The sequence below is a fragment of the Pseudomonas sp. C11 genome (assembly GCF_034683865.1).
Classification (GTDB): domain Bacteria; phylum Pseudomonadota; class Gammaproteobacteria; order Pseudomonadales; family Pseudomonadaceae; genus Aquipseudomonas.
Genome location: NZ_JAWIIP010000001.1, coordinates 495,299 through 515,225 on the forward strand (window position 1 = coordinate 495,299; position 19,927 = coordinate 515,225).

Here is a 19,927-nt window from a genome sequence, read left to right on the forward strand (position 1 = left end):
TACTCACAGCACTGTGACTTTCACCACAACGCAACAGTCTATGACTAGGCTGCCGGCATACACCCTGCGTTACCGCCGGCCAGGACGATTCGCCCAGCCTTGAAGCATGGGGACAATTGAGGAGCTCGCATGACAAAACCAAACGCCTATTCCCGGGAAGATCTGCTCGCCTGCAGCCGCGGCGAACTCTTCGGTCCGGGGAACGCGCAACTGCCCGCCCCGAACATGCTGATGATCGATCGCATCGTTCATATCAGTGAGACCGGCGGCAAGTACGGCAAGGGCGAAATCGTCGCTGAGCTCGACATCAATCCGGATCTGTGGTTCTTCGGCTGCCACTTCGAGGGCGACCCGGTGATGCCGGGCTGCCTGGGCCTCGATGCCATGTGGCAGCTGGTTGGCTTCTACCTCGGCTGGCAGGGCAACCCCGGCCGTGGCCGTGCCCTGGGTTCGGGCGAGGTCAAATTCTTCGGTCAGGTTCTGCCGACCGCCAAGAAGGTCACCTACAACATTCATATCAAGCGCACCATCAGCCGCTCGCTGATCCTCGGCATCGCCGACGGTAACGTCAGCGTAGACGGCCGTGAAATCTACAGCGCTGAAGGCCTGCGTGTCGGCCTCTTCACTTCCACCGACAGTTTCTGAAGGACTTGCACATGCGTCGTGTCGTGATTACCGGTCTGGGCATCGTTTCCTGCCTGGGCAGTGACAAAGCAACCGTGACCAGCAGCCTGCGCGAAGGTAAATCGGGTATTCGCTTCAACCCGTCCTACGCCGAAATGGGCCTGCGCAGCCATGTTTCCGGTTCCGTGAATCTGAACCTGGAAGAGCTGATCGACCGCAAGATCATGCGCTTCATGGGTGATGCCGCTGCCTTCGCCTACCTGTCCATGGAACAGGCGATCAAGGACTCCGGTCTGACCCCGGAGCAGGTGTCCAACCCGCGTACCGGCCTGATCGCAGGCTCCGGCGGCGCCTCCACCTTCAACCAGATGGAAGCCCTGGACACCCTGCGCGAGAAAGGCGTCAAGCGCATCGGCCCATACCGCGTCACCCGCACCATGGGCAGCACCGTTTCCGCCTGCCTGGCCACGCCGTTCCAGATCAAGGGCGTGAACTTCTCCATCTCCTCGGCCTGCGCCACCAGCGCACACTGCATCGGCCAGGCCATGGAGCAGATCCAGCTGGGCAAGCAGGATATCGTCTTCGCTGGCGGTGGTGAGGAAGAACATTGGAGCCAGAGCTGCCTGTTCGACGCCATGGGCGCCCTCTCCACCCAGTACAACGAGACTCCGGAAAAAGCCTCGCGCGCCTACGACGCCAAGCGTGACGGTTTCGTCATCGCCGGTGGCGGTGGCATGGTCGTGGTCGAAGAGCTGGAGCACGCTCTGGCTCGTGGCGCGAAGATCTACGCCGAAATCGTCGGCTACGGTGCCACCAGCGACGGCTATGACATGGTCGCCCCCAGTGGCGAAGGCGCAGTGCGCTGCATGCAGCAGGCGCTGTCCACCGTCGACACCCCGATCGACTACCTCAACACCCACGGCACCTCCACGCCGGTCGGTGACGTTGCGGAAATTCGTGGCGTGCGTGAAGTGTTCGCAGGCAAGGCACCGAAGATCAGCGCCACCAAGAGCCTCTCCGGTCACAGCCTGGGCGCTGCTGGCGTGCAGGAAGCGATCTACTGCCTGCTGATGATGGAAAACAACTTCATCGCCGGTTCGGCCAACATCGACGAACTCGACCCGGAAGTGGCCGATATGCCGATCGTGCGCAAGACCGAAGAGAACGCCAAGGTCGATACCGTGATGAGCAACAGCTTCGGTTTCGGCGGCACCAACGCCACCCTGGTGCTCAAGCGCTGGGCTGGCAAGTGATCTAGCGGTACTGCAGCAAGAAAAACGGCGCCCACGGGCGCCGTTTTCATTTGCTGTACTGCGCTTCAGACCTTGAAGCGCGCCACCAGGCCGTTGAGATCCACTGCCAGGCGCGACAGTTCCTGACTCGCGGCACTGGTCTGGTTTGCACCCGCCGAAGTCTGCAACGACAGATCGCGAATATTCACCAGATTGCGATCCACCTCGCGCGCCACCTGTGCCTGTTCCTCGGAAGCGCTGGCGATCACCAGGTTGCGCTCGTTGATCGAAGAGATAGCCTGAGTGATCTGCTCCAGCGCCACACCCGCGGCCTGGGCCACCTCCAGTGTCGAACGGGCACGACCGTTGCTGCTCTGCATGGCACTGACAGCGCGCTCCGTGCCGTTCTGGATGCCACCGATCATCTGCTCGATCTCCCGCGTGGACTGTTGGGTACGGTGCGCCAACGCACGCACTTCGTCGGCCACCACGGCAAAGCCACGCCCGGCCTCGCCGGCACGGGCGGCCTCGATGGCGGCGTTGAGCGCCAGCAGGTTGGTCTGTTCGGCGATGGCACGAATCACATCCAGTACCTTGCTGATCTCGTGTACGCGCTGCGCCAACTGCTCCACCTCGGCCGAGGTTTCGGTCACATCAGCCGCCAGTTGACCGATGGAGTCGACCGTCTGCCGAACCTGCTGACGCCCGCGCTGCGCGGTGGTATTGGATTCTCGCGAGGCCTCCGAGGTGCTGACGGCGTTGCGCGCCACCTCCTCCACCGCCGCCGTCATCTGATTGACCGCCGTGGCAGCCTGTTCGATTTCGGTGTTTTGCTGGTGCAGCCCACGGGTGGCATCCTCGGTGACGGCATGCAGCTCTTCGGACGCCGAAGCCAACTGGTTGGACGAGTCGGCGATGCTCTGGATCGTCCCACGCAGGCTGCCTTGCATTGCCTTTAGTGCCGCCAGCAGGCGCGCCGGCTCGTCCTTGCCGGCCGCCTGGATCGCCTGTGTCAGATCGCCCGCCGCGACGGACTCGGCGGCCTGGACGGCCTCACCGAGCGGGGCGACGATGCTGCGGGTCAGTACAATGGCCAATACCACGGTAATACCGAGCGCCAAGGCAATGGCAACGAACACACCATAGCGGGCCTCGCTATTGGCACTCGAGATGGACTCGGTCGCCGCATTGACGCCCTCATCATTCAACTTTGCCAGCGCGCCCAGGGATACGGCCAGTGCATCGGCATGGCGATTGAGCGTCCCCTCCTCGAAGCGGGCGACAGCAGCGGCGAAATCACCGCTCTGGGCCAGACGCAGCACTTCGGCACGCTCGGTCAGATAGTCGTTCTCGGCCACCTGAAACTGCTCGAATATCTGTCGCTCCTCGGCAGAAGAAATCAACGCCTCGTAAGTGCCCTGCATAGCCTTGGCATGCGCCAACAGCTCATCAGACCGCTTGAGGGTTGGTACAGACTTGGTCACGTCGCGGTCAACCAACACCCGCAAGGTCAGCGCACGAACCCGCAGCACCGTCTGCGACAGATCATTCAGCGCCACAATGCTGGGCACCCAGTTGTCCTCCACCTGCTGTGACTGCTCGTTGATGTGCTTCAAGGTGACGAGCATCCATATGCCCATCAGCAAAACCAACAACGCCACCAGACCGAACCCCAGGCCTGCACGGGGAGCAATGGACATATTGCGCAGCGACATTCGATTCACCTGTTCCAGTTGTGCGCCGCCCCGAACGAAGCGGGGCTCTCGGCGCGCCTAAGCTTGAGTTCACGAATGGTCACGTGCGCAGCGATTCGGCACGACAGCTGACCTCAACCAGCAGCGTAGTTCAGATATAGGGAATTTGGACGTGGGTACGAAAACTGGCTAGCCAATCGCCAGCCGGTTTGCAGCCTGCAGGACTCTGCGTAGCGCTGGGCTCAGCGGCTAAGAGCCTTGGCCATCGCCTGATCGACGTGATGACGCCACTCACGATCACGCCAGTCCTGCTCGCTGCTGACATGCCAGTCGTCACGCTGCTGGCTCTGCTCGCACTGCCGAAAGCCATCGTCCCACCCTTGGGTGTACAGCGGCTCGGCCTGATAGCGGCCGACTGCCTTGGTGTACCCTCCCAGCGGGCCGGCGGCTGCCCGCCCACTCTGGCAGCCCGCCTCGAAACCATCGACGAAGGCTGGCGGATAGTCGGCAGCCAGCATGCTTTCGCGCAGGCTCTGGCAGGCGGCGAGCATAACCAGCAATCCGCCCAGCAGCATCCGCTGGCACGCTGTCATATCAGGCGCCCCCAATCCAGTCGGCGAGCGCGGTCTTGAGCTGGCACAGCGCCCAGGGGCTGGTGCTGCAGGCGCCACTTTCCAGCGCCGTACGCAAGGCGCCGACATCGGCATCGCGAATGTAGCGTTCGGCATCGCCCATACGATCTTCACCACCGAAGCCACCGCCGGCCATCTCTGCCAGCGCCTGCTCCTTGCTCCAGTCCTGATAGATGATGCGATACATCGCAGCGATCAGGCCGGTACGGTTCTGCCCATGCTTGCAATGGATCAGCACCGGGCCCTGAGCCTGCGCTTGGCGAATGCTGCGCATCACCTCGATCACATCGGCATCGTCGATACGATCGGTTCGCAGCGGCAACTGAATCTGGCGGACACGTGGATCACGCAGCCACTGCTCGTCACTCTTCTGGTAGAAGTTGATCACCGTGGTAACGCCGAGTTGCTCCAGCTGCGGCCAGTCCTGTGCCTTGGGCAAGGCGCTGCGATACAGACCGGGCGCCATGCGGTAGAGGTTGATGCGCTTGTCCAGGGGCTGCGCCCAGCCGGCAGCGCGTACCGCCACTGCAGGTGCGCTGGAATTGCTGGCGCCCCAGGCCATGCTCAGGGGCAGCGCCAACAGGGCACCCAGGAATACAGCAGCGGCGATAGCCAGGCGTAACATCTGCAGCAAACCTTTCATTGTCCCTGCCCTCCCCAGGCCAGTTGCGTGTGCTGAACCTGTACGGCCGGTGCTCGATACAGGACCAGGCGGTAGGTCACCAGGCAGATGACCCAGTCGATCAGCAGCGTCCACAGGTTGTGTGAAAGAAAGTGCGCGCCCTGCGCCATGCGCCCCAGCGAAAACACTGCGCCCAGGCCGAGCGCGAACATCAGTGCGGCTCGGGCCGCGCGTGGCTTGCGGTCACGCAGGACGAAAAACAGTGCGATCAGCGAGAACCCGGCGGAGGCATGGCCACCCGGCCAGCAACGCCCCGGATTGGCCGTGGGTGCGCGTTCGGCCAGCAATGGCGTGAACTGCTCGTGGCCACCGAACTCGGTCAGGCTCCAGGGGCAATGCATGCCAGTCAGTGTCTTCAGCGGGGTGACCACCGAGGTGGAGAGCCCCAGCGCCAGCACCAGATAACCCAGAGGTCGACGCCATTGGCGCAGCCGTGTCGGCAACAGGCTGAGGAGGAAACCGGCGATGGCCAGTACACCCACGACGATGACCGCCTGCTTGGCGCGATCATGCAGGATGTCCTCCAGCCAGAAGCTGTGGCGACCGATGAACCCGTCGCCCGGCTGGTAGAAAAGGCGCTCCAGGGCGAAGTCCAGGGGGCTGGGGTCGATCAGCAGCAACAGGGCCATCAGCGCCAGCGGAATGCTCAGCGCCAGGGTGAAGTTGAAGTAACGCGACGTCATGCTCGGCTCCTCAGCGCTGGCTCATGCGTTGATCTGGCTGATCGTCTGGGTGCCAGGCAATCAGGCGCTTCTTGAAGGCATGACTGGCGCCCTGGTAGTAGGCGATGTCGCGGCGCATCAGCGGATCGTCATGGCCTACGCGGGTCTCACGGCTGCGCCCCAGGGCATCCTCGTGGCGGCGCATGCCCTGGCGTGGGCTGAGAATCGCCAGATCCTGGCCGTCGAACAGCCCCAGATACTGGTAGTTGCCCAGCAGCGCACGGCCTGGTGCATGATCCTCACGCAGCACGTTGCGGCCGAAGAAGGTCGAGACGTAGTCCAGATTCAGCAGCCCCATCAGCGTGGGCGCCACATCGATCTGGCTGGCCACATCGGCGTACTCGGCTGGTTTGACGTGCTTCGGCGAGTAAACGAACAACGGGATGTGATAGTTGGCCACCGGCAAGTCTTCACGCCCGGCGCTGCCGGCGGTGTGGTCGGCGACGAAGACGAACAGGGTGTCGTCGAACCAGGGCTTGCTGCGCGCCTCGGCGAGGAACTGGCCGATGGCATAGTCGGTGTACTTGACCGCACCCTCGCGCCCCTCGCCCGACTTGATGTCGATACGACCATCCGGATAGGTATAGGGACGATGGTTGGAGGTGGTCATCAGTTGCAGGAAGAAACGCTTGCCACTGGCATGGTCGGCATCGGCCACCTTGAGCGCCTGGCGATAGAGATCCTCGTCGGCCATGCCCCAGGCGTTCTGGAAGCTCATATCGGCGTCGGCGACGCTGCTCTGGTCAACGATGCGGTAGCCATTGCCGCCGAAGAAGGCGTTCATGTTGTCGAAGTAACCGCGCCCACCGTAGATGAACACGCTGTCATAGCCCTTGGCGCCCAGTTGCTGGCCCAGGCTGGCGTAACCGGCCTCACGACCGATGCGCTTGACGATGGAGCGCCCCGGCGTCGGCGGCATGGACAGGGTGACCGCCTCCAGGCCACGGTCTGTGCGGGTACCGGTGGCATAGAAGTGGGTGAATACCAGGCTGTGCTTGCGCAGCTCGTCGAGATTCGGCGTCAGACCACGGCTATCGCCGAAGCTGCCCAGGTACTTGGCACTGAGGCTTTCGATGGTCACCAGCACCACGTTGAGCGGCTTGGCCTTGCCCGGGTTGTCGATCACCCGGCGGATATCCTCCGGATCACTGCCGATGAAACGTGCATTGGGCTCGGCAACTTCTTCGCGCAGCAGGCTGGCAACGTCCTGATCCGGCAGGGTGGCGTAGAACTGCTGGTAATCCAGCTCGTTGTTACGGAAGGCGGCGAAGAACTGGTACGGCCCATTGCTCGCCAGCTCGCGCTGATAGGTATTGCCGCCGAGGCCACGCGGCGTGTCCTGACCGATCACGACCAGGCACAGGCCGACCAGCCCGGCCAACATCCCGACACCAACGACTGCGCGCTTGAATGGCAGACGCGGCGCCTGCAGTGCAGTGCGTAGGGCGCGCCGCAGGGCGAACGTGAGGCCAATCGCCAGAGCCGCCAACAACGCCAGCAGCGGATAGATCGGGTAGGACTCGAGGATGTTGTCCACCACCTCCTTGGAGTACACCAGGTAATCCACGGCGATGAAGTTGAAGCGCACACCGAATTCGTCCCAGAACAGCCACTCGGCCACCGCAGTGAAGAACATCACGAAGATGCTGACGGCGGCCACGCCGATCAGCAGCCGCTGATGCCAGCGCCGCTGCCACAGCCAGGCCGGGCACAGCAGCAGGTAAAGCGCCATGGGTGCGGCGGCGTAGAGCAGGAAGCTCAGGTCATAGATCAGGCCGACGCCATACAGGCCGAGCAGATTGGCGGGGTTGATCCCGGCGTCGCCCAGGTGACTGACCAGCAGCACACTGCGGGTGAGGAAGAACACTGCCAGCCATACCAGCAGAATGATCGACAGATAACGAAGTTGCGCGTAATGGAGCCGAGGCATCGTATGATCCTTTCAGGATGAACGAGCCGGAGTCTGCTCCGCGTATCGTGAGCCGTTCGTCAAAGCCGTGTGAAAAAATCGTCAAACCCGGGACTTACCGCCAATGCGTATTCTGGTCATCGAAGACAATCGAGACATTCTCGCCAACGTGCTCGACTACCTGCAGCTCAAGGGCTTTACCGTGGACTGCGCGCAGGACGGCCTCAGCGGTCTGCACCTGGCCAGCACCGGCCATTACGACCTGATCGTGCTGGACATCATGCTGCCGGGCATGGACGGCTATCAGGTGTGCAAACGCCTGCGCGAGGACGGCCGCAACGAAGTGCCGATCCTCATGCTCACTGCTCGCGATGCCCTCGATGACCGCCTGCAAGGCCTCAATGCCGGCGCCGACGACTACCTGATCAAACCCTTCGCCCTGTCCGAACTGGTCGCGCGTATCGAGGCAATCCTGCGTCGCAGCCGTGGCAGTCGCAAACGCCAGCTGCAGATCGCCGACCTGGTCTACGACCTCGACACCCTGCATGTCAGCCGCGCCGGCCAAGCGCTCAAGCTCAACCCGTTGGGCCTGAAGTTACTGGCCATCCTCATGCAACGCAGCCCGGCGGTGGTGCGCCGCGAGGCGCTGGAAGAAGCGCTGTGGGGCGACGACTGCCCGGACAGCGACAGCCTGCGCAGCCATGTCCATCAGTTGCGCCAGGTGCTCGACAAACCCTTCCCCACCCCGCTGCTGCATACCATCCACGGCGTCGGTTATCGCCTGGCGGAGACCGCCCATGCTGTCTAAGCAACCCTTCGAACGGCGTATCCTGATCGCCTTCGTGCTGATGACCGTGATGGTCAGCGGCCTGTTTTCCCTGAGCATCGTCGCCGTGGTGCACTTCATCGAAGAGCATCTGGTGTCACAGGACATGAGTCGCCAACTGGACGAAACCCTCAAGGAGGACATCAGCCAGGGCCTCCCACCGCGCCTGGACAGCAGCACCCGCTTCTTCTCCTCCGACCAGGCCAAATATGCCATTCCGACGGAGTACAAGGGCCTGCAGGACGGCTTCAACGAGGTGGTCAGCGGTGATCAGGCCTATTACGTCTACGTGCAGGAGATCAATGGCCAGACCTACATGCTGGTGCAGGAACAGGAGGAGTTCGAAGCCCGCGAAAGCGCCCTGTTCAACGTCGTCCTCGCCGGTTTCCTGCTCACCGTGATCGCGGCCTGGGGCCTGGGCCTGGTGACGGCACGCAAGGTCATGGCACCGGTGACGCGCCTGGCCCAGCAAGTGCGCCATCGCGATCAACTGCACCCACTGGCACCACCACTGGCGCCAGACTATCCGAACGACGAGATCGGCCAACTGGCGGCAGCCTTCGACAGCACCCTCGGCCAGGTGCGTCAGTCGCTGGAGCGCGAACGCCTGTTCACCAGCGATGTCAGCCACGAACTGCGCACGCCGCTGATGATCATCGCCTCCTCCTGCGAATTGCTCAGCGAGGCGCCACTGGCCCCGCGCGAGAAGGAGCAGGTCGCACGCATCGCCCGCGCCTGCGAGGAAATGCGCGAGCTGGTGCAGACCTTTCTGCAACTGGCCCGCGACAAGAGCAACGAAGCGGTGTTCATCGGCGACCGCTCCCTGGCCAGTGTCGCCGAAGAGCAGGCCAGTCGCTGGGGCGCACTGATGCAGGAAAAGGGCCTGGCGTTCCAGATGCAGGTCGAGGGCGAGGATCATGGGCAATACAACGCCACCTTTCTCGCCACGGTAATGGCCAACCTGCTGCGCAATGCCCTGCATTACACCGAGCGTGGCGGCGTACGCCTGATCCTCGAACAAGGCGCCTTCCGCATCGAAGACAGCGGCGCGGGGATTCCCCTCGAACAGCACGAGCAGATCTTCCAGCCCTTCGTCCGCGGCCCGCAGGCGCGTGGCGAAGGGCTTGGCCTGGGCCTGTCGCTGGTCAAGCGGATCTGCGCCAAGCAGGGCTGGACAGTGAGTCTGCAGAGCGAACCGGGTGGCGGCACCCGCTTTCGAGTGGAGTTGGCCAGCGCGTCTTGACGAAATTTTCACAACCCTTTGACGCGACCTTGATGCCCTGACCTCTAGGGTGGCGAACGTGACCCATTTGCCGGACGTTCGCCATGACCAAGCAAAGCCCCATCGAGCTGGAGTTTTCCCGCAAGTACGACTTCGACCACGCCCAGCAGTACCTGCACAAGCATCAGGACGGCCTGGCCAGGCGCCTGTCACACTGGCGTGACGTGCAGGTAGCGCGTAACGCGCTGAAGCTGGCCGATCAGCCCAACCTGGTACTCGACCTGCCCTGCGGTGCCGGACGCTTCTGGCCCATGCTCTGCGAGCAGCCGAACCGCGTCATCCTCGCCGCCGACAACTCCGCCGACATGATCGCCACCGCGCGTGCCGCGCAGGCGCCGGAGGTGGTCGCACGGGTCAACAGTTTCCGCACCTCGGCTTTCGATATTGAGCTGGGCGATAACGCGGTGGACTGCATCTTCTGCATCCGCCTGCTGCACCACATCGAGTCGAGCGAGCATCGCCTGGCCGTGCTGCGCGAATTTCACCGCGTCAGCCGTGACACGGTAATCCTGTCGCTGTGGGTCGACGGCAACTACAAGGCCTGGAAGCGCAGCCGTCTGGAGGCCCGTCGTGCTGCCGAAGGCCGTAGCACGCAAAACCAGAATCGCTTCGTGGTGCCTCGTGCAGTGATCGAGCGTGAGTTCCGCGAGGCCGGCTTCGCCATCATTGGCCATCAGGATTTCCTGCCCGGCTATGCCATGTGGCGCACCTACGTGCTACGCAAGGAGGCCTGAGCGTGGGCATCCTCAGTGAAAAGGCACTCAGCGCCCTGCCCTCGACCGAGTTCGACCGCTGGTGGAACAGCCCCGGCGAGTGGGTCGAAGAAGCCAATCAGCGCCGTGGTGGAGAAAGTGGCGTACGCCTGCTGCAAAGCTGGGACAACAGCCGGCCGGCGCTGTACTGCAAGCGCCAGACGGGTCACACGCATCGCTCGTGGCGCCATCCGCTGGGGCGTCCCACCATCCTCCGCGAGCTGGAAGCCTACCGCGCCCTGGCCCGTCTCGGCGTCCGCACGCCGAACATCGTCTACTGCGCTGCCCGCCGCGAAACCGGGCAATGGCAGGCCTTGTTGGTGACCGAGGCCCTGCAGGGCTTCATCAGCCTGGAACAGTGGTATGCGCAGCCGATGCCGGCCGCCGAGACCCAGGCAATGCTGCGCCAACTGGCCCTCACCCTGGCACGCATGCACCTGGGCCGCTGGCAGCATGGCTGTTGCTATGCCAAGCACATTTTCATCAGGCTACGAGCGCCTGGCGATGTCGACATCGCCCTGCTGGATCTGGAGAAGAGCCGCACCCGCTGGCGCTCCGCCAGTGCTTCACGCCGTGATCTCGGCCAGTTGCAGCGCCACCGTGGCCAGATGCCGGACAGCGACATGCACGTCCTGCTTCAGGCCTACCAGCACGCCCTGAACACCCCCCGGGGAGTGCTGCAACCGTGAGCGAGATACCGGATATGGATGCGCTGTCGTTCAAGGGACGCCGTGGCATGACGCGCATCCTCAACGCAACCGGCTACTCGCTGGCCGGGCTGCGCGCCGCCTATCAGGGCGAAGCCGCGTTTCGCCAACTGGTGTGGCTGAACCTGGTGCTGCTGCCAGTGGCCTGCCTGATCGACGTCAGCCGCGTCGAGCGGGTGCTGTTGATACTGACACCGCTGCTGGCACTGGTCGTGGAGCTGCTCAACTCGGCCATCGAGGCCGTGGTGGATCGCATTTCGCTGAACCTGCATCCACTGTCGAAGCAGGCCAAGGACATGGGCAGCGCCGCGCAACTGCTGGCGCTGCTGATCATCGCCCTGACCTGGGCGCTGATTCTGCTTTGATCAGCGCACCTCGAAGCGCTGTTCGGCCAGCTTGCGGTCGCCCTGATAGACGATGAAATGCCATTCGCCGGGCACCACTTCGTGGTGTTCGGTGAACTCGAATGCCATCACATCCTGCGGCGCACCGGGCACCAGTTGCTGCACCACTTCGAACTTGTCATGGCGCTGACCATCCGGGGTGATCACGCCTGGGGTGAGGTAGAGCAAGGTCAACGGCACGTCGCCGGCCTGCTTCCCGACCAGGCTGTAGCGCATGCCGAACTTGGTGCCGAGCTTGGCGGGAATCTGCGTGGTGGTCTGGATGTCCTGATTGCCGCGGGTGAGCACGCGCTCACCGGGCTGGAAATCCTGGTACTGGCTGCTGAAGACGCCGTATTCCACCGGCCCATCGACACGTACCTCGGCCTGGGCGAGGCCGCTGCAGGCAAACAGGCCGGCGATCAGGGTCATTCGAATGTGATGCATGACGCGCTCCTCGTTGAGATGAGCGCGAGCCTATGACGTGCGAATGACAGGTTGATGACAAGCCTCAGCGTGGCAGCTCGGCCTGCACCTTGCGCGGCAGCACGGCGAGGAAGTTGTCCCGCGCCACCTTGTGCGCGACCTCCTCGGGCAAGGCATCGAGGAACGGATCGAAACCATGCATGTACTCGCCCAGGCTGCCAAAACGGCCGACCACGTCCGAGCCGATCATGAAACGATCCGGGTAGCTGCTGACCAGGTGAACCCAATCCGCATCCGGCTTGCCCTTCTCATCCAGCAGATAGGGACGCAGCATGGTCCAGGACAGGTCAATGTAAAGATTCGGGTAGTCACCCAGCATCCGTTCGATGGTCGGCAGGAGGAAGTCCAGCTTCTCCTGGTGGCGGTGGATCTCCGCGCTGGTGCCGGCATGGGCCCAGATGAAGCGCACATGCGGGTGGTTGCGCAGCGGCGTCTCGATCTCCTGCAGATAAAGCGGATTACGCTCGCGCTTGGAGGTGATGTTGGAGTGCAGCATCACCGGCAAGTCGTACTCGGCAGCCAGGTGAAACACCCGCGCCAGCGCTTCGTTATCCGCCCTGGGCGCGCTGCCATGGATCAACGCGGTGAGGTCGTCATGGCGAGTGAAGATCTCGCCGATGCCCTGCCACAGCCCCGGATCGAGCTCGAGCATGCGCCGGATGTGTGCGTCGGCGTTCTTGTCGTTGGGGTTGAAGCCGGACAGGAAGGGATGGAAACGCTGCCGTTGCTCGGCCGGCAGACGCTTGTAGGCATCGGCAACGAATATGTCGGTGGCGCTGTACCAGTAGGCGCTGGCATCGTCCCCGGCGTAATACCGTGGGCGCTTGGGTTCGTCCTCGTCCCACTTCTTGACCACGGGAATGCCGGAAAACATCACGTGATCGACGTTATTCTGCGCCATCTTCTCCAGCAGTTCGTCCATACCGGCACTCTCCTGGAAAAAGTCCACGAAGTGCAGATGGGCATCGCTGTAGCGGTATTCACGGGCTTCGGCAGCGCCGGCCAACAGCGTGGTAAAGGCCAGTGCCAATGGCATCCTTCGACGATTGAGCACGATGTGAGTCCTCCTGACGGTACGAGCAGCATAGACCTCGACCCGGGCTGGCAAGTTCTGAACGCTGCCCACGCAGGCGCACCGTCATGGCTCATGTCCGTCACCACGGCACCAGGAACGACCGCGCCCGCACAGGCGCACGCCCACGGGCACGCGGGAGGCGTGGCTGCGGTGATGGCACCTGGCTTGCAATGCACACGGCATGACAACCGGGGGATTCATCATGCTGCAGCTGTTGCGCAAACCCGCTCGCACGAGCCAGGAAGACACTGCGCTGGAGGCGCTGTTCGAGCATCACGACCTGACCGTTCGCCTACCGGAACACTACCGGTGGATGACGCGCCTGAACCAGTTCAGCGACACCCTGCAGCAACGCATCCGCACCAGCCTCGGTGCCGCCGTGGGGATCGCCTCGCACGCACCGGAGCTGGCCCGCATCGCCGCGGCCAACCAGCAGAGCGGCCAAACGCTGGCGCAGTCATCGGAGCTGATCGCCAGCGCCAGCGAGCAGGTCACCACCACCCTGGATACCGAACTGGTGCCGGGTGCCGGCGAGGTCGCGCGCCTGTCTGCCGAGGTGGCCGCAACCCTGCACCAATGCCAGGCCAGCGGCCAGGCCGTGCTGCGCCAGGTGGACGTGATAGATGCCAGCGAAGCTCAGTTGGCTCAGGTCATCGAGCGGCTGGCCGGACAACTGGATGAAGTGAGCCAGGTCATCGGCGTGATCGCCAGCATTTCCCAGCAGACCAACCTGCTGGCACTCAATGCCGCGATAGAAGCCGCCCGTGCCGGCGAGCATGGCCGCGGTTTTGCCGTGGTGGCCGAGGAGGTTCGCCGCCTGGCCGGCCATACGACGCAATCCACGGGTCAGGTCAGCCAGATCATCGAGCGCTTTCGCGAAGGCATGCAGCAGCTCGGACATGCCGGCCAGCATATGCATCAGGCCGTTGCCGATGGTCGTGAGGGCATCATTGCCGTCAGTGGCGGGCTGGACACTACACGCGTGGCGATGGATCGCCTCGACAGACAGGTCGGGCAGATAGCCGCCGGCACGGAGCAGATCGGCCAGGCCGTACGCTCGATCAACCACGACGTGCAGAACGTCGCCCAGGTCGCCGGGGAACTGCTGGGCAAGGCTGGCCAGGTTCTGCACCACAGCCAGGCGGTGCGTGACGACGGCGATCGCCTGCTTGCCGGCCTTGGCGAGTTCCGCCTGGAATTGCACCGTGCCGTGTGCGCCAGCGTCGAACAGCTGGCGACGCAGCCGGCCCTGATGGGGGACGTCGCCACAGCCGAGCGCTTGCTGCGCGACACACTGGAGCGCGATGCGCGCTTCGAGCTGTTCTATCTGGTGGACAAGCATGGCGTGCAGATTTCCGAGAACATCTTCGCCAGCGATGTGGCACATCGCGAGGACACCAGCGTGCGCGGCAGCGACTGGAGCCAGCGGCCCTGGTTCCGCGCCGCGTCCGAACACCGGCAGGCACATATCACCCAGGTCTATCGCTCCTCCGCGACCGATGACTTCTGTTTCACCGTGTCAGTGCCGATCCTCGACGACCGAGGCCAGTTGCTGCGCGTACTGGGCGCCGATGTCCGGCTCTCGGCGCTGGTATGAAGCGCGGCGTCTGGGCTAGGCTGCAACGCATCCCTCAGTCACCTTCGGAAAGCCCATGATCCGCATCCACAACAGCAAAGGCCTGCAGCAGCAGATCGAAATCGGTGCCCATCAACTGGTCGGGGACGTTTCCCCGGCGCTCGGCGGCGACGGTGCCGGCCCCGATCCACACGATCTGTTCGATGCCTCGCTCGGTACCTGCAAGGCCATGACCCTGCTGCTCTACGCTCGCCAGCGCGGCCTGCCACTCGAGGGTATCGACGTCAGCGTCGAGCGTGACGACAGCGAGGAGCGCGAGGGCAACTACCACCTGATCGTCACCCTCGACCTGCACGGCCCGCTGGATGACGCGCAGCGCCAGCAACTGCTGCGCATCGCCGACAAATGCCCGATCCACAAGCTGATGACCACCACCGACATTCAGGTGCAAACCCGCCTGGCCGAGGCGACGGCATGAGCGAGCTGCAACTGATCCGCCCACGCGCCGAAGACATCGCCGGCCAGCCGATCCTGCGCCCGCTGCCCTCGGCCCGTTTTCGCAGCATCGGCCCCTTCGTGTTCTTCGATCACATGCTGGAGCAGGCCTACCCGGCTGGCAGCGGCATGGACATCGCGCAGCATCCGCATATCGGCCTGTCCACCCTGACCTACCTGTTCGAAGGCCAGTTGCAGCACAAGGACAGCCTCGGCTCGGATCAGTTGGTCGAGCCCGGCGACGTCAGCTGGATGACCGCCGGGCATGGCGTCGCCCACGTCGAACGCACACCGCCCGCGCAACTGAACCAGGGCAAACGCCTGCATGGCCTGCAGGTCTGGCTGGCGTTACCGGAAAACGAAGAACAGTGCGAACCGAGCTATAGCCATCACCCGGCGGCGTCTCTGCCCAGCAGCGAAGCCATGGGCGTGCATATCACCCTGATTGCCGGCAGTGGCCTGTGCCTGGAGTCGCCGGTACCGGTGCGCTCGCCGACACTCTATGCCGACCTGCGCCTGGCCGCCGGCGCCAACCTGCTGATCCCGGCCGAATACAGCGAGCGCGCGCTCTATCTGATCGAAGGCGAGGCCGAGCTGGACGGTGAAGCCCTGCCCGCTCAGGCCATGGCGGTGATTGCGCCGGGTGAGACGCCTCTGCTCAGCGCCTGTGGCGAGTGTCACCTGGCCCTGATCGGTGGCGAGCCCATCGGCCCGCGGCGGATGAACTGGAACTTTGTCGCCAGCACCCCGCAGCTGATCGACCAGGCGCGCCAGCGCTGGGCCGCCGGCGACTGGCCGACGGTGCCGGGTGAAACGACACGCATCGAACTGCCGCGCTGATTTCTTGTTGCAGTTGCATGATCCAGCACACCTGCTCGCGGGTATAAGCTGCATGCCGATCTTTAAGGCCAACGGATGACCCATGGCGAATCGCGACTTCGATTATGAAAGCACCCTGGAAGCCTGCGCCCGCGGTGACGAGCGCGCCTTCCAGGCGCTTTACCGGCAGGAGGCCGGGCAACTGCTCGGCCTGGCCATCAGCATGCTGGGCCGCCGCGACCTTGCCGAAGACTGTCTGCATGATGCCTTCGTACGCATCTGGCAGCATGCTGCGCGCTACCAGCGCGAGCTGGGCAGTGGCCGCGCCTGGGTGCACAGCATCCTGCGCTACCGCGTGCTCAACGCCTTGCGCAGCGGCGCTCGCCACGCTGATGTGGACGATGACTTCATCGAGCGAGTCATCGATGAAGCGCCACAGGCCGAAACTCAGGCCCTGGAGCGCTCCGAACGACGCCTGCTGCGTACCTGCCTGCAGCGTCTGGAGCGACCACGCCGCCATCCGATTCTGCTGGCGTTCTACCGTGGCCTGACCCACGAGCAGATCGCCAGCCGCCTGAGCACACCGCTGGGCACCATCAAAGGCCGTATCCGCGCCGGCCTGCGCGCGCTGCAGGAGTGTCTGCAAGCATGATTCCGCATGATTCCGAAGAACGCCGCGCCCTGATCGGCGAATACCTGCTCGGCCTGCTCGAAGAGCCTGAAGCGGCCGAAGTCCGCCGCTTGATCGAAGAGGATCCGGACGCCGCGCGCATGGCGCTGGACTGGGAGCTCCATTTCCTCGAACTCAGTGACCGCTTACCCGCACAAGCCCCCTCCCCGGCGCTCTGGCCCCGCATCCGCCAGAGCCTGGGGCTGAACGAGGCAGCAGACAGCCACACGCCGAACAACTGGTGGAACAGCCTGCTGACCTGGCGCCTGACCAGTGCCGCACTGGCCATGGCGTTGCTGGTCGCCATAGTGCTGCCCCTGCTGCGTACCCCGGATATCGGCGCTGAGCGCTACACCGTGGTGCTGCAGCAACCGGGCGAAGCGGCCAAACCGGGCTGGGTCATCCAGATCAGCAGCGATGGCGCCTTGCAGCTCGATCCGCTGATCGCCGACCAGATTCCTGAAGGCCGTACCTTGCAATTCTGGACGCTGATCAACCCAGCCGAAGGGCCGCGCTCGTTGGGCCTGGTCGAGGCCGGGCAGCCGTTGCATCTGTCGGCTGAACAGATCGGCGCCGTGCAGGCCGGTCAACTGTTCGAACTGACCCTCGAACCGGCCGGAGGCTCGCCCTACAACCGCCCCAGCGGGCCGGTTCAATACATTGGTCGCGCCGTACTGGCCAGCGCCAACTGAGCCGGCTGCCGACCCGGTGGTCGGCAGCCTTCCCTCCCGCTCCAAGCGCTCCGAAAAAATATTTTCATCCGCCGACATCCAGCCACCTTCCTCACGGGTATTGCTCACAGGTGTTTCGTCGAGGCACCTGCGAAGCCGGCCACCGGTTTCGTCTCGATGCTGAAACCTTCCATGAGGAACAACCATGAAACGCATCACTACTCTCTGCACCGCCGGCCTGCTGACCCTGAGCGCAGGCGTTGCCAGCGCCACCGAACTGCTGGCACTGGGCGCCGATGGCAAGCTGTTCAAGGTGGATGTCGCCAGCCTCAAGGTCACCGGCAGCATGGCCGTCAGCGGTGCCAGCGATTTGCGCGGCCTGGACGTGCGTCCGGCCAACGGCCAGCTCTACGCACTCGGCGGCACCGATCAGCTCTACACGCTGGATGCGGCCAGCGGCAAGGCAAGCGCAGTGAGCACGCTGAAGACCGCACTGCCCGGTAGCGGTCAGGCTGTGGTCGACTTCAACCCGGTCGCTGACCGCCTGCGTCTGATGAGCCCGGATGGCAGCAACCTGCGGGTGAATGTCGACACCGGTGAAGCCGCCGTGGATGGCAAGCTCGCCTATGCCGCAGACGGCCCGCACGCGGGTCAGCAACCGCAGGTGATCGCCGGCGCCTATACCAACGCCTATGCAGGTACCAAGGCTACGGCGCTGTACACCTTCGATCAGGCCAGCAGCAGCCTGATGCTGCAGAATCCGCCAAACGACGGTGTGCAGCAGGCGGTCGGCAAAGTCGCCGATGGCCTCAAGGCCGTCGCCATGGACATCGTCAGCGACGGCAAGGGAGGCAATACCACCTACGTCCTGACCGGCAAGACCCTGCATCAACTGGATCTGGCCAGCGGCAAGCCCACCACCCTGGGTGACATCGCCGGCCTGCCCGACGGCATCATCGACATCGCCGTACTGCCGGCGAAGTGAGATAAAAAACGGGCTTCGCACTTTTTGGGGGAATGCTTGGTTGACACCGGACTGGCAAGTTTGTGTGTTGCTTGGTGTTCTGGACGCCGCTTCGGTGTGTTCAGAAATTCCGGGTTTCGCCCCCTCGGGCGACTCACTTTTCTTTGAAGTGCGCAAAGAAAAGTAAGCAAAAGAAAGCGCACCCCCGCCATCCGGGTCTCGCTTCGCTCGACTTCCCTCACTCCGGCACCGCTCCGGGGTCGGCGTACATGGGCCATCCTTGGCCCATTACGCCTCTCGTGGCATCCATGCCACTCGCCCCCTGCGCAGCGCCTACGTTCGGCCTCCTGAAGGGGGACTTTCGCGCGTCTGAACAAACTGGCATTCCAAGGTACGCCCGGCGTGTTTTGGTAGCTGTGAAGTTGCGATGTGGCTATCGAGTTAAACCAATAGTTTCATTAGCCTGGATAGCTTGCCGGCTTTCAGCCGGCATTCCGGTCAGCCCTAGGGCTGACCTCATGTTCAAGCACTCCACGCTAGTCTGGGTTACCGCACGTTCAGGCGCGTGCAGAGCCCGCCCAGGAGGGCGAACGGAATCGTCGTGGAAGAGGTTGAGCGACATGGATGTCGCGAGAGCCGCGATGGGCCAGGGATGGCCCTTCGCGGCGGGCCTCTGGAACGGCGATGGAGTGAGCGAACCCTCGCGCAGCGAGGGCCGGATGAACGGGCGGAAGGGTTTGGTTACTTTGCCCGCAAAGTCACTCGCCCGGGAGGGCGAAACCAAAGACATCAACAAAAACGCGACAATCCGGAACAAGCACTCACACAAACTTGCCAGTCCGGTATGAAGAGCCTGAAAAAGTTGCCCTAGGGAGCGCAACCTTGCCTTCAACGCAGCATCGAAGCGGCCGTCACTGCTCGGCGAATACCTCGTCGAACAGGTCGTTCATCGCCTTGAAAGCGCGCGCCGCGACCACCGGATGGTACTGATTAGAGCCAGGCACGTTGGCCTTGGGGTTGGTGAACGAGTGCACCGCACCGCCATAGCTGACCAGTTGCCAGTCGGTCTTGGCTGCCTTCATCTCGGCGATGAAACCGTCGACCTGCGCCTGCGGCACAGCCGGGTCATCCGCGCCGTGCAGCACCAACACCGGCGCCTTGATGTTTTGGGCATCGGCCGGATTGGGGGTGTCCAGATTGCCATGGAAGGAGACGAAACCCTTCAGTGGCGCCCCCGAACGGGCCAGCTCCAGCACGGTGCCACCACCGAAACAGAAACCGATGGCGCCCAGTTTGCTGACATCCAGCGCCACTTCGCTGCTCTGTGCCTTGAGCACTTCGACCGCCGCCTGGGCGCGCTTGCGCATCAGTGCCCGGTCGCTACGCACCGTCGTCGCGGCCGCCCTGGCCTCGTCGGCGTTGCTCGGGCGAATGGACTTGCCGTACATATCGGCAAGAAACACCACGTACTTGTCACCGGCAGCGCGTGCCGCCTTCTTCACCGTGTCCTCGTTCACGCCCATCCAGTTGGGTACGGCCAATAGCCCAGGCCGTGGGGTGCTGACCGAATCGTCATAGACCAGCACGCCCTCGAAGGCTTCACCGTCGATTTCGTAAGGCACGGGTTTGGCCACCACCGCCGCCTCGGCCAGGCCACCGAGTGTTGCGCACAGGAGCGGCGCCAGGGTTTTCTTCTGCATGGGTTAGCTTCCTCAGGGGTGAATGA

The 19,927-nt window shown here is 63.7% G+C and carries 21 protein-coding genes and 2 pseudogenes; 14 read left to right on the forward strand and 9 right to left on the reverse strand.

Going from position 1 to position 19,927, the window contains the following annotated elements; genetic code table 11:
- Positions 1-129: 129 nt before the first annotated feature.
- Together fabA and fabB are read left to right on the forward strand one after the other, a co-directional pair.
- Positions 130-645 carry a 3-hydroxyacyl-[acyl-carrier-protein] dehydratase FabA gene (gene fabA, locus VC352_RS02180; RefSeq protein ID WP_322977934.1) on the forward strand — a complete coding sequence of 172 codons (516 nt, stop codon included), beginning with the start codon at positions 130-132 and terminating at the stop codon, positions 643-645.
- Positions 646-656: 11 nt separating this feature from the next.
- Entirely contained in the window at positions 657-1,877 is a 1,221-nt protein-coding gene (fabB, locus tag VC352_RS02185; RefSeq protein ID WP_322977935.1) for a beta-ketoacyl-ACP synthase I, read from the forward strand.
- 65 nt (positions 1,878-1,942) lie between these two features.
- On the opposite strand, the gene VC352_RS25260 is transcribed toward fabB, so the two are convergent.
- The 6 genes and pseudogenes from VC352_RS25260 to VC352_RS02210 all read right to left on the reverse strand — a co-directional run bounded on the left by VC352_RS25260 (position 1,943) and on the right by VC352_RS02210 (position 7,516).
- Positions 1,943-2,995, reverse strand: a complete 1,053-nt coding sequence (locus VC352_RS25260; RefSeq protein WP_416340068.1) for a methyl-accepting chemotaxis protein — start codon at positions 2,993-2,995, stop codon at positions 1,943-1,945.
- A gap of 45 nt (positions 2,996-3,040) precedes the next feature.
- Positions 3,041-3,571: pseudogene (locus VC352_RS25265) on the reverse strand (MCP four helix bundle domain-containing protein); the annotation flags it as partial.
- Positions 3,572-3,792: 221 nt separating this feature from the next.
- On the reverse strand, positions 3,793-4,101 hold the full coding sequence (locus VC352_RS02195; RefSeq protein WP_322977937.1) for a hypothetical protein: 309 nt from the start codon (positions 4,099-4,101) through the stop codon (positions 3,793-3,795).
- A 43-nt stretch (positions 4,102-4,144) separates the two neighbouring features.
- Positions 4,145-4,825 carry a dual specificity protein phosphatase family protein gene (locus VC352_RS02200; RefSeq protein ID WP_322977938.1) on the reverse strand — a complete coding sequence of 227 codons (681 nt, stop codon included), beginning with the start codon at positions 4,823-4,825 and terminating at the stop codon, positions 4,145-4,147.
- Complete coding sequence (locus VC352_RS02205) at positions 4,822-5,547, reverse strand: phosphatase PAP2 family protein (protein ID WP_322977939.1); 726 nt, start codon at positions 5,545-5,547, stop codon at positions 4,822-4,824. The genes VC352_RS02200 and VC352_RS02205 overlap by 4 nt, the downstream gene beginning before the upstream one ends.
- A gap of 10 nt (positions 5,548-5,557) precedes the next feature.
- Complete coding sequence (locus VC352_RS02210; protein WP_322977940.1) at positions 5,558-7,516, reverse strand: LTA synthase family protein; 1,959 nt, start codon at positions 7,514-7,516, stop codon at positions 5,558-5,560.
- A 103-nt stretch (positions 7,517-7,619) separates the two neighbouring features.
- Here VC352_RS02210 and VC352_RS02215 point away from each other — a divergent pair, with 103 nt between their 5' ends.
- The 5 genes from VC352_RS02215 to VC352_RS02235 all read left to right on the forward strand — a co-directional run bounded on the left by VC352_RS02215 (position 7,620) and on the right by VC352_RS02235 (position 11,427).
- Positions 7,620-8,303 carry a response regulator transcription factor gene (locus VC352_RS02215; protein WP_322977941.1) on the forward strand — a complete coding sequence of 228 codons (684 nt, stop codon included), beginning with the start codon at positions 7,620-7,622 and terminating at the stop codon, positions 8,301-8,303.
- On the forward strand, positions 8,293-9,564 hold the full coding sequence (locus VC352_RS02220) for a HAMP domain-containing sensor histidine kinase (protein WP_322977942.1): 1,272 nt from the start codon (positions 8,293-8,295) through the stop codon (positions 9,562-9,564). The genes VC352_RS02215 and VC352_RS02220 overlap by 11 nt, the downstream gene beginning before the upstream one ends.
- 83 nt (positions 9,565-9,647) lie before the next feature.
- A complete protein-coding gene (locus VC352_RS02225; RefSeq protein WP_322977943.1) occupies positions 9,648-10,337 on the forward strand; it encodes a class I SAM-dependent methyltransferase in 690 nt (229 codons plus the stop codon).
- Positions 10,338-10,339: 2 nt separating this feature from the next.
- The gene (locus tag VC352_RS02230; protein WP_322977944.1) at positions 10,340-11,044 is read left to right on the forward strand and encodes a lipopolysaccharide kinase InaA family protein; all 705 of its coding nucleotides are present in this window, start codon (positions 10,340-10,342) and stop codon (positions 11,042-11,044) included.
- 14 nt (positions 11,045-11,058) lie between these two features.
- The gene (locus VC352_RS02235) at positions 11,059-11,427 is read left to right on the forward strand and encodes a diacylglycerol kinase (RefSeq protein ID WP_416340069.1); all 369 of its coding nucleotides are present in this window, start codon (positions 11,059-11,061) and stop codon (positions 11,425-11,427) included.
- On the opposite strand, the gene VC352_RS02240 is transcribed toward VC352_RS02235, so the two are convergent.
- Together VC352_RS02240 and VC352_RS02245 are read right to left on the reverse strand one after the other, a co-directional pair.
- A complete protein-coding gene (locus tag VC352_RS02240) occupies positions 11,428-11,892 on the reverse strand; it encodes a DUF3859 domain-containing protein (protein ID WP_322977946.1) in 465 nt (154 codons plus the stop codon).
- 64 nt (positions 11,893-11,956) lie between these two features.
- The gene (locus VC352_RS02245) at positions 11,957-12,967 is read right to left on the reverse strand and encodes an amidohydrolase family protein (RefSeq protein ID WP_322978141.1); all 1,011 of its coding nucleotides are present in this window, start codon (positions 12,965-12,967) and stop codon (positions 11,957-11,959) included.
- A 733-nt stretch (positions 12,968-13,700) separates the two neighbouring features.
- Between VC352_RS02245 and VC352_RS25270 the strand changes: the two are divergent.
- From VC352_RS25270 to VC352_RS02275, 7 genes and pseudogenes are all read left to right on the forward strand, one after another.
- Positions 13,701-14,039 (forward strand): annotated as a pseudogene (locus VC352_RS25270) (methyl-accepting chemotaxis protein); the annotation flags it as partial.
- A gap of 219 nt (positions 14,040-14,258) precedes the next feature.
- On the forward strand, positions 14,259-14,603 hold the full coding sequence (locus VC352_RS25275) for a PDC sensor domain-containing protein (RefSeq protein ID WP_416340070.1): 345 nt from the start codon (positions 14,259-14,261) through the stop codon (positions 14,601-14,603).
- A gap of 55 nt (positions 14,604-14,658) precedes the next feature.
- Entirely contained in the window at positions 14,659-15,060 is a 402-nt protein-coding gene (locus VC352_RS02255) for an OsmC family protein (protein WP_322977948.1), read from the forward strand.
- Positions 15,057-15,917, forward strand: coding sequence for a pirin family protein (locus VC352_RS02260; protein ID WP_322977949.1), 861 nt, complete (start codon positions 15,057-15,059; stop codon positions 15,915-15,917). The genes VC352_RS02255 and VC352_RS02260 overlap by 4 nt, the downstream gene beginning before the upstream one ends.
- Positions 15,918-15,999: 82 nt before the next feature.
- Complete coding sequence (locus VC352_RS02265; protein ID WP_322977950.1) at positions 16,000-16,548, forward strand: sigma-70 family RNA polymerase sigma factor; 549 nt, start codon at positions 16,000-16,002, stop codon at positions 16,546-16,548.
- Positions 16,545-17,258 carry an anti-sigma factor domain-containing protein gene (locus VC352_RS02270; protein WP_322977951.1) on the forward strand — a complete coding sequence of 238 codons (714 nt, stop codon included), beginning with the start codon at positions 16,545-16,547 and terminating at the stop codon, positions 17,256-17,258. Before VC352_RS02265 ends, VC352_RS02270 begins: the two co-directional genes overlap by 4 nt.
- 184 nt (positions 17,259-17,442) lie before the next feature.
- Positions 17,443-18,222, forward strand: coding sequence for a DUF4394 domain-containing protein (locus VC352_RS02275; RefSeq protein ID WP_322977952.1), 780 nt, complete (start codon positions 17,443-17,445; stop codon positions 18,220-18,222).
- Positions 18,223-19,112: 890 nt separating this feature from the next.
- On the opposite strand, the gene VC352_RS02280 is transcribed toward VC352_RS02275, so the two are convergent.
- A complete protein-coding gene (locus VC352_RS02280; RefSeq protein ID WP_322977953.1) occupies positions 19,113-19,901 on the reverse strand; it encodes a dienelactone hydrolase family protein in 789 nt (262 codons plus the stop codon).
- Positions 19,902-19,927 lie beyond the last annotated feature (26 nt).

Bases quoted from the DNA above. Each gene is read 5' to 3' on its own strand.
- VC352_RS02215 (WP_322977941.1), top strand. From the start codon at position 7,620: ATGCGTATTCTGGTCATCGAAGACAATCGAGACATTCTCGCCAACGTG.
- VC352_RS25275 (WP_416340070.1), top strand. From the start codon at position 14,259: ATGGGGGACGTCGCCACAGCCGAGCGCTTGCTGCGCGACACACTGGAG.
- VC352_RS02235 (WP_416340069.1), top strand. From the start codon at position 11,059: ATGGATGCGCTGTCGTTCAAGGGACGCCGTGGCATGACGCGCATCCTC.
- VC352_RS02200 (WP_322977938.1), bottom strand. From the start codon at position 4,825: ATGAAAGGTTTGCTGCAGATGTTACGCCTGGCTATCGCCGCTGCTGTA.
- VC352_RS02280 (WP_322977953.1), bottom strand. From the start codon at position 19,901: ATGCAGAAGAAAACCCTGGCGCCGCTCCTGTGCGCAACACTCGGTGGC.
- VC352_RS02275 (WP_322977952.1), top strand. From the start codon at position 17,443: ATGAAACGCATCACTACTCTCTGCACCGCCGGCCTGCTGACCCTGAGC.
- VC352_RS02245 (WP_322978141.1), bottom strand. From the start codon at position 12,967: ATGCCATTGGCACTGGCCTTTACCACGCTGTTGGCCGGCGCTGCCGAA.
- VC352_RS02195 (WP_322977937.1), bottom strand. From the start codon at position 4,101: ATGCTCGCCGCCTGCCAGAGCCTGCGCGAAAGCATGCTGGCTGCCGAC.
- VC352_RS02265 (WP_322977950.1), top strand. From the start codon at position 16,000: ATGGCGAATCGCGACTTCGATTATGAAAGCACCCTGGAAGCCTGCGCC.
- VC352_RS02225 (WP_322977943.1), top strand. From the start codon at position 9,648: ATGACCAAGCAAAGCCCCATCGAGCTGGAGTTTTCCCGCAAGTACGAC.
- VC352_RS02240 (WP_322977946.1), bottom strand. From the start codon at position 11,892: ATGCATCACATTCGAATGACCCTGATCGCCGGCCTGTTTGCCTGCAGC.
- VC352_RS02205 (WP_322977939.1), bottom strand. From the start codon at position 5,547: ATGACGTCGCGTTACTTCAACTTCACCCTGGCGCTGAGCATTCCGCTG.
- VC352_RS02255 (WP_322977948.1), top strand. From the start codon at position 14,659: ATGATCCGCATCCACAACAGCAAAGGCCTGCAGCAGCAGATCGAAATC.
- fabA (WP_322977934.1), top strand. From the start codon at position 130: ATGACAAAACCAAACGCCTATTCCCGGGAAGATCTGCTCGCCTGCAGC.
- VC352_RS02220 (WP_322977942.1), top strand. From the start codon at position 8,293: ATGCTGTCTAAGCAACCCTTCGAACGGCGTATCCTGATCGCCTTCGTG.
- VC352_RS02210 (WP_322977940.1), bottom strand. From the start codon at position 7,516: ATGCCTCGGCTCCATTACGCGCAACTTCGTTATCTGTCGATCATTCTG.
- fabB (WP_322977935.1), top strand. From the start codon at position 657: ATGCGTCGTGTCGTGATTACCGGTCTGGGCATCGTTTCCTGCCTGGGC.
- VC352_RS02270 (WP_322977951.1), top strand. From the start codon at position 16,545: ATGATTCCGCATGATTCCGAAGAACGCCGCGCCCTGATCGGCGAATAC.
- VC352_RS02260 (WP_322977949.1), top strand. From the start codon at position 15,057: ATGAGCGAGCTGCAACTGATCCGCCCACGCGCCGAAGACATCGCCGGC.